At 49.4% G+C, this 12339-nt stretch carries 8 protein-coding genes; 3 read left to right on the top strand and 5 right to left on the bottom strand.

Annotated elements, in window-relative coordinates:
• Positions 1-66: 66 nt before the first annotated feature.
• The 3 genes from KFE13_RS13880 to KFE13_RS13870 form a co-directional block, all read right to left on the bottom strand.
• Positions 67-3414, bottom strand: a complete 3348-nt coding sequence (locus tag KFE13_RS13880) for a TonB-dependent receptor (protein WP_260703703.1) — start codon at positions 3412-3414, stop codon at positions 67-69.
• Positions 3415-3688: 274 nt separating this feature from the next.
• Entirely contained in the window at positions 3689-5275 is a 1587-nt protein-coding gene (locus tag KFE13_RS13875) for a fucose isomerase (RefSeq protein WP_260703702.1), read from the bottom strand.
• 8 nt (positions 5276-5283) lie between these two features.
• On the bottom strand, positions 5284-6168 hold the full coding sequence (locus KFE13_RS13870) for a dihydrodipicolinate synthase family protein (protein WP_260703701.1): 885 nt from the start codon (positions 6166-6168) through the stop codon (positions 5284-5286).
• Between the two features lie 272 nt (positions 6169-6440).
• On the opposite strand from KFE13_RS13870, the gene KFE13_RS13865 reads away from it, so the two are divergent.
• On the top strand, positions 6441-7154 hold the full coding sequence (locus tag KFE13_RS13865) for a GntR family transcriptional regulator (protein ID WP_260703700.1): 714 nt from the start codon (positions 6441-6443) through the stop codon (positions 7152-7154).
• A 4-nt stretch (positions 7155-7158) separates the two neighbouring features.
• On the opposite strand, the gene KFE13_RS13860 is transcribed toward KFE13_RS13865, so the two are convergent.
• Positions 7159-8409 (bottom strand): MFS transporter, encoded by a 1251-nt coding sequence (locus KFE13_RS13860; protein WP_260703699.1) that lies wholly within the window; start codon positions 8407-8409, stop codon positions 7159-7161.
• Between the two features lie 125 nt (positions 8410-8534).
• On the opposite strand from KFE13_RS13860, the gene KFE13_RS13855 reads away from it, so the two are divergent.
• Positions 8535-10139 (top strand): ribulokinase, encoded by a 1605-nt coding sequence (locus KFE13_RS13855; RefSeq protein WP_260703698.1) that lies wholly within the window; start codon positions 8535-8537, stop codon positions 10137-10139.
• Positions 10140-10198: 59 nt separating this feature from the next.
• Here KFE13_RS13855 and KFE13_RS13850 read toward each other — a convergent pair whose 3' ends face one another.
• Positions 10199-11233, bottom strand: a complete 1035-nt coding sequence (locus KFE13_RS13850) for a DUF1338 domain-containing protein (protein ID WP_260703697.1) — start codon at positions 11231-11233, stop codon at positions 10199-10201.
• A 171-nt stretch (positions 11234-11404) separates the two neighbouring features.
• Between KFE13_RS13850 and KFE13_RS13845 the strand changes: the two genes are divergently transcribed.
• Positions 11405-12337: a LysR family transcriptional regulator gene (locus KFE13_RS13845; RefSeq protein WP_260703696.1), complete on the top strand. Its 933-nt coding sequence runs from the start codon at positions 11405-11407 to the stop codon at positions 12335-12337.
• Positions 12338-12339 lie beyond the last annotated feature (2 nt).

Genomic DNA, 12339 nt, shown 5'->3' with positions numbered 1-12339 from the left:
CTACAAAACGGTTATGGGCATAATCCTGAATAATCAGCTAAATTATTCCTAAATAGATCCTGTTGGTTACCAGTGAAGCCGCGCTGCAAACTGCAATTGTCTTGCCGTTGCCCCTGTTGCCAACGCCGAGATTTTACCTGCCGATGCGGAGCCAATACTGTTGCCTGGGAAGCCAAAGTTCGCGGTATTGAACAGATTGAAGAACTCTGCCCGGAATTGCATGCCCAGCGATTCTCGAATACGGAACTCCTTATGGAGGCCCGCATCAATAGTTTGATAACTCGGTCCAATCAGGATATTACGTCCTGTATTACCAAACTGATATTGGGGTGGATTCACGAAGCAGCTTATGTCGTAGTAGGCGGAGAGTGTCCGTTGCCCACTAGGCTTACTGCCATTGCAGATGCGATTAGGGCGTAGAAATGTTCCCGTATTCAGCGAGGCATTTGATGACATAGAAACTGAGAACGGAGCGCCACTTTGCAAAGTAACAATACCCGTTAAATCCCATTGCCCTATTACACCATCGACAAACCAGTGGACATGTGACCCGTATTGCCTTCCGCGTCCAAAAGGAAGTTCATACACTGGACTGAAGGTGAATCGATGCCGATGGTCAAAATCTGAAAGGCCGTAATCTGCCGAAAGATTGCGGGGATTTTGAATATTGATACGTGATTCACTCGAAGAGGAATTTCCCCCAGAGCCTTCGTCAACGCTGCGGCTCCAGGTGTAGGCTGCAAGGTACTGCAGACCTCGCCATGCGCGTTGTTCCGCTGAAAGCTGTAATGCGTTGTAGCTCGAAACACCGCGATTCTCCCACGCCTGAATTGTCGAATACGCGGCATACGGCTGTCGTGATAAGACATTTCCAGATCCCGGAATAGCTACATTCTCATTGAGCGCAATACCAAGGTGTGTGCCTTTTGCACCTACATAAGACCCACGCACGACAAGAGAGCTCGTAACCTGATTCTCAATAGTGAAATTCCATTGATTTACATAAGGTGTCGGATTTTTCAGCGGAAAGTAAACAACAACCGGTACATTACTTGCCGAAGGAACAAGCGGAATACCTGTAGAGGTCGAAAGGCAAGGCACACCACCATCGCAGGTTGTACTAAATGTTTGTGCGAATGGATAGTTCAGGAACAATCGCGCAGATGACCCCGTACCTTGTTCGTTAAAGAAATATGCACCAAAAGCCGATCGCACTACCGTCTTATCGCCGACTTTATAAGCAAGACTGAGCCGAGGTGTGAAGTTCAACTTCCGTGTCTGCACAATGCCGCGACTATAACCACCCTGATTTCCTATGACAACGGTACCTGTGCCACCAGGTGCCGCCGCGATTGTTCCGCCGTCCGGGACAAAGTTCGATTGACGGTCTTTTCGATCAATAAGCGATGTAAATAAGTCATACCGCAGTCCCAATACCGCTGTAAGCTTGGGCGTAATGCGCCAGGTATCCTGAGCATAAGATCCGAAATCTGTGTAGCTAACATAGGGCATGCCACTAGGAAGAATCGATTTTGTAGAACTCACTGGGAGTCCAAGCAAGAAGTCTGCAAATCCAGATCCCCCTGATGATGCTCCATTGTTCGTATAGGTTCCCGTAAAACTCAATTGTCCCGATGGCGCAGAAAGTTGATTGAATCCAAAATTGTTATGTACACCGCTAAAACCGAAGCGGAATACATGCGCACCATAGTTAAAGAGCACATTATCTGAAAGCTGGATCGTATTCTGCGGTACTATTTCAGGCTGGAAGCTCGCACTGTACCCGCTAAAACCGGACATCGTGAGACTTGCTAGACCTGAACCATCAGTATTTGTAGCGGTATTTGCACCCTGCAGCCCCAATGCTGCTGATGTGTTGTATCCCTGATCCAAGGGGCTCACTCTCAAAATAAACCGGGTGTAACCTAGCGCTAGTTCATTAACCAAAGCCGACGAAAATATGTGTGTCTCTTGTAGAGTGGCTTGTAGGCTTGGCGCATGATTATTTCGGTTAGCACCTGCAAATGCGAGGGGATTGAAACTGCTGCCAACCTTCACAGGAGTTTTAGGAAAGCTCACATCGGCACGTCCGTTGGTGTACTGCAAAAATACGCTATCCTTGGACGACATGATGTAGTCCAACCGTACGTCATACTGATGTTGCACATTAACCTGAAGGTTGTTATAGCGGAAATTATTAGCGTTCCCGGCAAGATTTGGTAGTGGGAGCACCTGCAGTAGATTGACAGCAACGGGGTCAAAGCGCGATGGGTCAATTTGGTTATTCACAAATGGCGTACGTGTCTTTGTGGCTACGTTATATGTCGCTGGGTCATATACACTCGCAAAACCCTGAAAATTGCCGGCGCGCATCGCTTGTGTAGGGACACTTGTAATCGCCGTAGGTGCAGTGTGAGTAATTAATCCTTGATAATCCACAAAGAAAAATAATTTATCCCTCTTGATTGGCCCTCCCAATGCTACGCCAAATTGATTTTGTTGGAACGGAGGTTTGGCCGAGTCGAAGTATCCACGAGCATCCAATGCGGAGTTGCGAATAAACTCAAATGCCGATCCGTGAAATGAGTTAGAGCCCGACCGTGTTACGACATTCACTACAGCTCCACCAGCAGCAAATTGCGCATCAGAATTGCCAACTTGCACTTTGAACTCCTGGATGTCCTCCAGATTTGGAAATACTTTCGCTGTGCCTACCGATTGATCTACGTTTTGAATGCCATTGATCATGTAGAGATTAAAGCTACCGCGCGCCCCATTCGCCGTAACCGATGTTCCAGCGCGCTGTGTCTCATTACCGCCGCCGGTCGCACGTACACCACCTACCGAACCCGAGTTCACGCCTGGCACCAACAGGGCAAGCTGTGAAAAATTGCGCCCATTCAAAGGCAGTTGCACCACAGGCTCATGCGAGATTACATTCCCCAGATCCCCAGATTCTGTATTAAGCAACGGCGCTCCTGCCGTTACATTCACAGTCTCGCTAACCTGACCTATTTTAAGAGAAAAATCCTGCCCCAGGACTTGCCCCACCTGCAAGGTCAGGCCTTGACTCAAAGCGCTCTCGAACCCCACTGCGCTTACCTTCACGGAGTAGCTGCCCGGCTTGAGAAATCCTGCCGAATAGAACCCCGAACTGTTGGTCGTCAATTTGCTCTCAACATTTGTTTGCTGCTCAACGATTGATACGATGGCACCGTATATCGTATGGCCTTGCGAATCTGTCACCCGGCCCGAAATCGTTCCGGCCGAATTTACTTGGGAAAATACAGTAGTGGTGCCCAACATCAGATACGCCATCAGTGTGAATGCAGCATGGATATTCTTCCCGACATGCTCTCTCCACGAACCAAGGACCCTGCCCGAAGCGTAACCGAATCGTCCGTTCGTCGTCATTGTTCACCTTTATGTTCGCTAATTTATCTGCTCACTTCAAAGCAACCGAGCGAACTGAGATTTCAATACGGACGAAACTATACGATTATGTATATAAATTGTCTACATATAAAATTCACTATTTTTATCGCACGAATTTTTAAAGTTTTTTTAGGAACCGCTAAAGCGACTAGCACACTGTCTTGGTCTTGGCAGCCAGTTTAATTACTGCGCGTCTTTGATAGGATCTTCCAATTTTAGTCCTACAGGGGATAGCACCATTCTCTCCATATTGCTATAAGACAACCCCACAGAGATGGACCGTTATACCAAGAGCCGCGCACATACTTGCTTTTACAGTAAGTGCCTTCAGTGCTTCTTCACGACTTCCCGCATATGCGATGCTGACGTGGTTTGCCCGATGGCGTGCCATGAAGGCATCGCGTCCAATACCTTCCGTAATAACGCTGATCATCGGCCACTGCTTTGTAACTTCATTCCACCTGGCTTCCGTCTCCTGCGGAGGCAGCGCGACGACTTTTCCCAAACCTATGTCGATGTGGATGGAATCAGTCTCGACAAAAATTCGGCTCCAGACGATGTCTCCCGGCTTGCCAATCCCCTTAAGCGTTCCCCCTCCAAGTGGAAAATACATAGGAGGCTGACGATCGCTCTCCGAGCCAGCATAACCATTAACGAAGTGACTTGCAGGGGCAGCCCCCGATATCTGCCATAGCCAGACAAAGTTGCCATCGTACTCCTTCCCCCAACGAACATCATGCAACGTGGTGGAAGGATCAAGACCAAGTGCCTTCCAGCAGCGATTCGTTACGACAGCATCCACGCCTGCACACTCATCTACTTCGTTGAAGTGTGGTAAGGCATCCCCAGTAAAAAGTTCACGCCCATCGTCGTTCCTAACAGGCGGGCGGTCCGGATTATTTAATAGGCCCTCAACAAGATCGGATGCAGGCACAAGGTCCTTCAACCCCTGTTGATACTGGATACCAATACTGTCACAACCAAATTCATCCGCAATTCTGACTGCCGCAATATACATACGGCATTGATCGAAGACCTGTTTGTCCGTAAGTTCCGTTGCTTCGTCAGTGCCGGTATTAAATTTTAGTCCCTTCGCATTTAGCCATGCACGCACGGCATTTGCATCATCATTATTTATGGTGCGCATGCGAGCATACAGTGCCGATTGGCTCAGGCGCTCTTTGTAGAATCCTGAACGGTTAAGCAGTTCATCGTCGATGATGGCGTTATACATTCCCATACACCCTTCATCAAAAACACCGAGAATGACCTTCCTTTTTTTCAATTCCGATGCGAGTTTTTCTCCAAGCTGGTGAGCATCGCTGCTAAGAATTGCACCATCCAGCGATGTTACATGTGCAGGATTGTGCTTGATCGTGCCAGTGTCGATCCATTCACTTAGGCCGCCAAGAGCAAAATCATCTGTAAAGTCTTGGCTCCATAACGTCGAAAAGCGTACCCCCGCTTTGATCAAAGAGCCATTTAGGTTCAAGAGCCCCACAAGTCCCGGCCATTTGCCAGACCAATTAGCCACAGTAAGGATGGGGCCATGATGTGATCGCATACCTGGGAGCACATGGTGCGTGTATTGCCAAGCTGCCGTAGCGAAAACTAATGGAGCATCCTTGGGGATAGTTGTGAAGATATTCATCCCCATCCGCTGGCTGGAAATAAAACCGTGCCCCTTCGAAGCATCGTACGGAAAAGCGCGAATCAGATTACACCCTTTATCCGCGAAGCACTTTGTTAGTGTGCTTTCCAGCTCAGCCTGGGCTGGCCAGCAGACTTCATTAGCGCTCTGTCGAAGATCGCCACTGGTGACAAGATAGATACTTTTCATAAACACCTTTATTCCTTTATTACGGAATGCATCCAGCCACAAAACCATTTTTCTAACGCAGCGATCTCAATCTGTCGTTCTGATGAGAGCGGAAAAGGATAGCTTGCATCCGAGAAACCTCGCACATGACTGGCAGCCTTCAGCCCCCACGGCGTCGGCAGCAAAGATAGCTGTGCGATGAACTGATCGAGCAGCAACCGGTCTGGAGCAAAACTTTCACTGGCAGGCCCATTGATAAAGAGGCGTGTTATTAGCTCCGGTAGCGTACATGCTACCCCGGATACAACACCATCACATAAACCTAACTCTAGTGCTTTACACAGCGCATCGTCGTTGCCAATAATGCGCGCAACGCCAAGTTTGGCTTCTGTAATGGCCCGCATGATGTCGAGCATTCCACTGCTGTCTTTGATACCAACAATATTTTCGTGTGCCTTTAGAAGAGCTATCGCAGTGTCTACATCAAGCCTAGTAGTGAATTGAGGAAGGTTATAAAGCAGTATGGGCAAGGAAACGGCATCAGCAACCGCGAGCACAAAGGCTCGCAAATCATCCTGCCGATATGGGAAAAAGCTCGGCATCGGAAGCAATAAGGTATCGGCGCCGTTGTCCTTCGCAATTTTTCCACGCAAGACGGCGCCTCTTACATTGCTTGCCCCAATACCGACAATAAGCTGCTTAGAGGGTGCGGCACTGCGAGCGGTACTCACCATTACCGCAAGCTCATCTGGAGCACAGATGAGAAACTCTCCTGTAGCACCATTAATTGCATAACCGGAGAGTAATTCTTCGGCTGGCATGTTGAATTGTCTTCTGTAGTTTGTGAGGTCAAGATCGCCCTCCGCATCCCGTGACGTCAGAAGTGCCGCATAGACTCCGTAATATTTCGTCATTAATTTTGTTCCTTCCAAAGAAAGGTTTCGCAACAACAAAAAGAAACAAACGGTGGAGTGTATTAGCGATCTGACATAACCACTCGCACATCACAAAATGTGAAAAAGTCACCTGAATTGCCGCGTACAAAGCTTCCAAGTGAGAGTAGCAAATCTGTATTTTGTATGTCGACATATAAATTAATTTTTAAATTTTAGAACGACTGTTTTACACTCGGGATGTGCCACGCCGATCCAGCACGCACCATCCTGGTCCTAAGCAATCCGCACGGATGAAGGCCTATCAGCTTATCCAAACCAAAATTGCCACGGGCCAACTTCCAGCAGGTACCCTGTTGAGCGAGCTCGCTATTGCAAAAGAACTGGGCAGCAGCCGCACGCCGGTTCGAGAAGCCGCAGGGCAGCTGCTTGCTGAGGGTCTTCTGGATTTAAACCCTGGAGGTGGCCTTGTCGTTACCCAGTTAACCCGACAAGCAATCATTGATCTGTATGAGCTGAGAGAAGCTCTGGAGGTCTTCGCCGTAGGACGTGCCGCACGTGATGGTGTACGTCCAGCGGATAAAACCCGCCTGGAAAGCTTTCTTGAAGAGACGCAGGCCCTAATTCGCGAGCTTAAAAATAGCGGGAAGCCAGAGCTTAATGTCGAACAGATGAAGCGCTTCTCCGTCGCCGATCTTAGTTTTCATGCTTTGCTCATTCGCCTGGCCGCGAATGTCCGCATTCTGAAAGTCGTGAACGACACGAGGCTAATGATTCGCATCTTCGCAATCCACAAGAGTGGCCACTGCAGGGAAGAATTGGAACGGATTTACAAACATCACCGAGCCATTCTTCAGGCGGTGTTGCAACGCAACCCTGAGGAAGCGAAGCGGCTTTTAGCTGAGCATATTCAAGCTAGCGCGCGAGAGCGCTTAGATGAATTCGATCAGTGGGAGCGTGAAAGCCATCTCACCGCACTGGATGCTTCCGCTCCGTTTGTTGTGTAGCGTATCAGGTAATACTGCGCCGCATGTTGGATACGAGGCGTAGAAGCACAAACCCCAAGCAAAGATAAATAGCAGAAGTAGCACTAAGACATGCGCTCAGGCCAAAGTTCTCTGCTGCTTTTGCAATAAAGATAGGGGCAAAACCGCCGCCAAGCCAGCCTAATGAGTTCATCAGTCCGGCCGCAACGCCCCGTCGCTCAACAGGAATTACGTCATAGAGCGAAGCCCATATGTTCGCATCATACATACCCTTGAAAAAGCCGAAGCCTACCATCCCAACGATCAGGCCAGTCATTGTTAGGGACCAACCTGTCAAATAAATAAAAGGCACACCAAGTAGTAAGCCAACGGCTTGGACCAGCTGGCGCCCTCCTACTCGATGGGATGCAAGACGATCAGCGAGTGCTCCCCCCAATAAAACGCCAGTAACAGATGCTATTTGCAGATAGGCCGTACTGCTAAAGCCTGCCTTCGCAAGGCCGAAGTGAAATTTGGTGTAGAGAAAGGTCGGCAACCAAGTCAAGAAAACGACAGCTACAAAGTTCGCGCCAATAAAAACGCCAATCAGCGTAAGAACACGCCCCCGAGAAAGAACATCCACCACTCCGCGCAAGAAATCCTGATCTGCATTAAGTTCAATATTCGAAGCACTTGCCGGAGGTTTGCGCAATCCGATAGCTAAGAAGACCATCAGCAGAATACCGGCTGCGCCGAAGACGATAAACGATGTACGCCAGCTGTGCTCTTGTGCAATAAATCCTGCTAGAGTCCCGCCAGCTATGGTGCCTGCATAGACGCCAGACTGGTGCAGAGCCATGGCCCGAGAACGTGTGAACGCAGAGTGATAAAGACCAATCAGCGCCATTGCCGCTGGAAAGTAAAAGGCTTCGCCTAATCCTCCAAGCGTCCGAAAAAATACTATCAGCTCAAAGCTATGACAGAATGCAGTGGCCGCTGTCACAAGGGACCAGAAACCTAGAGCGCACAATATGACTGTACGCGGGGGAACACGGTCCGAGACCCAGCCAGCTATCGGACCAACAAGCGCATACATCCACATAAACGAAGAGGCAACGATACCTAGCTGGACATCTGTAAGCTTCAGTTCGCTGCGCAAAGGAGGGAAAACAGAGAAAATTGCCTGCCGATCCGCATAGTTGCAAAAGCAAACAAACCACAGCATCCCAATCAACCACCAGCGATAGCTGCTTTGATGATGCTTATTCAGCGATACCGCCGAGGTAGTTGCAGGCAAACGAAGCCCTCCAAAATTAGTTCATCTTAGGCTGGATATGAGTATCATATGTCGACAATAATGTGCAACACTAGCTTCTTCTAGCAGCATACCGATGACTGTATAGGCAATGTGAGGGAAACGAAATGGCAATTGTCATGGGCGCGGACTTTGGCACGCAGAGTGTTCGCGTTACTTTGTATGATTCGGAACGTGGTCGGCTCGGCACGGAAGTGGCCGAGTATCCCCTACATCGTCATGCGAACTACGGCGCCTATGCTACTCAGTCGCATTTCGATCAGATGGATGCACTAACAAAAGCCTGTCGTGCTGTATTGAGCGTAGCGGGAACGGATGGAGAATATGTTGCATCGATTGCGATCGACACGACCGGGTCGAGTGTGATCATGGTTGATTGCGACCTCCAGCCACTTGATGAATATTACCTTTGGTGTGATACGAGAGCCTCAGAAGAGGCGCAACAGATCACCGCGACTGCACATCGCATGGGCTTGCCGCATATCGATTGGTGTGGTGGTTATTACTCTCCGGAGTGGGGATTTGCAAAAGTATTGCACTGGATGCGCCACGCCTCAGTAGAGAAGCGAGAGCGGTTTGCGACAGCTCTGGAAAATTGCGACATGGTAGCAGCGACCTTGACCGGCGCAAGAAAACCCGATGGCTTAAAGCGAAGCATTTGCGCTATGGGCCACAAATGGATGTGGAACGCTGCTTTGGGTGGGTTACCACCAGATGAGTTCTTTGCTCAGGTCGATCCTCTGTTGGCAAGTATGCGGGATCAAATTAGTGGTTCATTCCTTACATCCAATGAGATTTGCGGTTCACTAACGCATGAATGGGCTCAGAGGCTTAGGCTTAAAGCGGGCATTCCAATTCCGGTAGGTGCGCTGGACGCACATTGGGACGCTATAGGAGCCGGTTGTCGTGAGGGGGACATCGTCAATGTCGTGGGGACGTCTACGTGTGTAATTGCCGTAATGCGCGACAAACATGCAATCCCTGGCGTCAGCGGCATTGTTCCTGGTAGCGTCAATCCTTCACTAACCGGCATTGAAGCAGGTATTCCTGCCGTTGGTGACATGTTTGATGCCATAGCTAGACGTGCAGGAACCACGGTCGGCGAACTAGCTGGAAAGCTCCAGGGCTACCGCATCGGCCAAACAGGTTTGCTAAAGCTCTGCTGGGATAACGGTGATCGCACTGTTCTCGGTAATCCTGATGTAGGCGGGATCACCATGGGATGGAACCTACAGAGTACACCGCAGGACGAACTCTTTGCTGCTATCGAGGCCACCGCATTTCAGACAAGAATTATTGTGGAGCGCATGGAAGAAAGCGGTGTACCAGTACATCGTGTAGTGAACGGAGGTGGAATCCCTCAGAACAGTCCACTGCTAAACCAAATCTATGCGAATGTTCTCAACAAACCCGTGTTGGTTCCTGACGGCATACCCACTAGTTTAGGTTCGGTCATCTTCGCCATGAAGGCAGCTGGATCGTTCCCTTCGATCGAAGCTGCCCAAGACGCTCTCTGTCTACCGTATAAAGTAACCATGCCGCAACCAGAGGAGTCCGCTCGAGCAGAGGCACTCTACCACCTCTATCGAGATGTCTATTTAGCAATGGGGCTTCCGCATGCTGAACCCAAACCCCTCGGACATGTGCTGCCGAGACTTAAAAGCATTCGCCAAAGCATGTTTTGCTCCGCTCCAACTCCAAGTTGGCGTTAGGAGATTGCGGATGCATCGCTTCGACAAGAAGGTCAGCGCATTTTTGTCTATAGTGAAATTTATGCCTTTGCGGTGGAAGTCATCTTAAAGATAGCCTGCGCATTCGAGCTATCAAAACTCAGGTCCAACCGTTTTTTCTCTGATTCATCCTGCGGCAATGGCAGACGCGTAATGAATTCCAGAAAAGAGCCGGGCACTTCTTTTTCTACCACGCCACCTACTACATGGAAGGTTCTGAGGACGCGTGCTGCATGGAACGCGGTCTGGCGTACTCTGCCGGATTGGGAAACCTCGACCGCAGCTTTCATGGGTTGCCCCAATGCCTTTTGCTCGGCCGCCAAACGGTCAACATCCTCAACACGATCTGTGACGTGATTGAAGGCATTACCCTCAGTTGAAATCCATGCAGCTTCGGAGGATTCAGCCAGCAATAGCTCATAGTCATTGAGGGTTATTTCTCCGTGCTGACGACCAAAACAAGAGACGAGAGCCGGCAGTAAAGCGACACTCTGATCGATGCTTAGAGAATGCGTAGATTCCAACTCTTCAAGCAGTACTTGCGCCTCAGAAGTGAGTGGGTCTGTTGAAGCTGAAGTAACACGACTTAAAGCTTCCTGAAAGCCCGTAGAAAAACGTTCAGGATGCAGTTCGCTGATAAAAAATTGTGCAATCTCCTCTGGGAGGTCAACCTGAGCATAGGAACGCCCTGTCATGCGCAGCCTCTCTAATGGATAGATCCCATTAAGAGCGTATCCAAGAGGACGCAAAATCCGTGTGATTGCTTCTTCTCCGCCTGGAAGGCTTCCCATACCTGTCGTAGCAATTGTGCGAACAGCACCATGATCGTGCATGACGGTCCTTCCATGATGAAGGCAATACTTTACATAGCTTTTTGCCTCAGGAACTCGCTCTAACAGGTCCTCGAAAAGCAGCATGTTGAGTGCTTGTGCCAGTATCGCTCTTGAAGCGTTCGGCATTGAATCCGCGGTAAGTGCACGATTAACTTCGAGAACCCTGAATAGCCGTCCTGTTCGCTCGATCCCAATTATCTCGTCAAGGACTACTCGCAACGTACCTCGGAATCCTGATTGCATCACTCCGTCTCCATTTCTGTACTCCTGCAGTAGAACGCGTATTGATCAAGGAATGGCTGATCGCATTCGCTGCCGATCGCAATAGTTATCTCTTCATTGGGTTGAAATGTAAAATGCTATGCTTTCAGCACTTCATGAGAGTTAATCATCACTACATTGAGGGGGATATTCATGACATCGCTTCCATCGATCGCCTGCTTGCAATCTTTTGAAAGCGTTGCGAGACACGGGAGTGTCTCGCGTGCATCCGTCGAGTTGAATTTGACCCAGAGCGCAGTGAGCCGCCAGATTCACCAGCTAGAAGGATTGTTGGATGTTGCTCTATTCGAAAGAGTGCGCCAGCGAATGGTGATTACCGATGCAGGCAGGCTCTATCTCAAAGATGTGAATAGGGTGCTGGTAGATTTGAAAAGCTCTACTAGTCGAGTCATGGCTTGCGGTGGAAATGCAAACCTTCTTAACCTCGCGGTCCTGCCGACCTTTGCGACCCAATGGCTCGTACCAAGGCTATCTGGTTTTTTACAGCGATATCCGGATGTCACGGTAAATTTTTCTACTCGGTCCACACAATTTGACTTTGAAGCTGAGCCTTTCGATGCTGCAATTCACTACGGATCACCGAATTGGCCTGGAGCTGTCGCCTATCACCTTATGGACGAAGAGACCGTGCCGGTTTGCAGCCCAAAATTCGAAACAGCCCATCGAATCAGGAAACCCGCGGACTTAACGCATGCCGTCTTGCTCCATCAATCAACTCGTACTGAAGCCTGGTCGGAATGGTTCAAATTGATGGGAATTAATAACTCTCATCCCCTGCGCGGTCCGCGATTTGAGCAGTTCGGTCTGATCGCACAGGCGGCAGTCTGTGGGCTGGGTGTGGCCCTTTTGCCAAAACTCCTGATTGAAGATGAGCTCACTTCTGGCAAGCTCTCTCTCTTGTTCACTTATCCCATTCGAAGCACGAATTCCTACTATGTGGTTGCGCCTGAGGCCAAGGCTTCGGCACCCCTTACAGCCTCTTTCATTCAATGGATGATTCACGAAGCCAGAACAGCAGATCAGCCGGTCATGCAAAAAAATCATAAGAGATTAAAAAAATACTGATA

Source organism: Edaphobacter flagellatus, from assembly GCF_025264665.1.
Classification (GTDB): Bacteria; Acidobacteriota; Terriglobia; order Terriglobales; family Acidobacteriaceae; genus Edaphobacter; species Edaphobacter flagellatus.
The sequence above is the reverse complement of the archived record's forward strand: the minus strand, read 5'-3'. Positions and strand labels throughout refer to the sequence as shown.

What these genes read in the sequence shown, in the direction of transcription:
- KFE13_RS13880 (WP_260703703.1), bottom strand. Translation starts at nt 3,414, where the DNA reads ATGACGACGAACGGACGATTCGGTTACGCTTCGGGCAGGGTCCTTGGT.
- KFE13_RS13875 (WP_260703702.1), bottom strand. Translation starts at nt 5,275, where the DNA reads ATGAAAAGTATCTATCTTGTCACCAGTGGCGATCTTCGACAGAGCGCT.
- KFE13_RS13870 (WP_260703701.1), bottom strand. Translation starts at nt 6,168, where the DNA reads ATGACGAAATATTACGGAGTCTATGCGGCACTTCTGACGTCACGGGAT.
- KFE13_RS13865 (WP_260703700.1), top strand. Translation starts at nt 6,441, where the DNA reads ATGAAGGCCTATCAGCTTATCCAAACCAAAATTGCCACGGGCCAACTT.
- KFE13_RS13855 (WP_260703698.1), top strand. Translation starts at nt 8,535, where the DNA reads ATGGCAATTGTCATGGGCGCGGACTTTGGCACGCAGAGTGTTCGCGTT.
- KFE13_RS13850 (WP_260703697.1), bottom strand. Translation starts at nt 11,233, where the DNA reads ATGCAATCAGGATTCCGAGGTACGTTGCGAGTAGTCCTTGACGAGATA.
- KFE13_RS13845 (WP_260703696.1), top strand. Translation starts at nt 11,405, where the DNA reads ATGACATCGCTTCCATCGATCGCCTGCTTGCAATCTTTTGAAAGCGTT.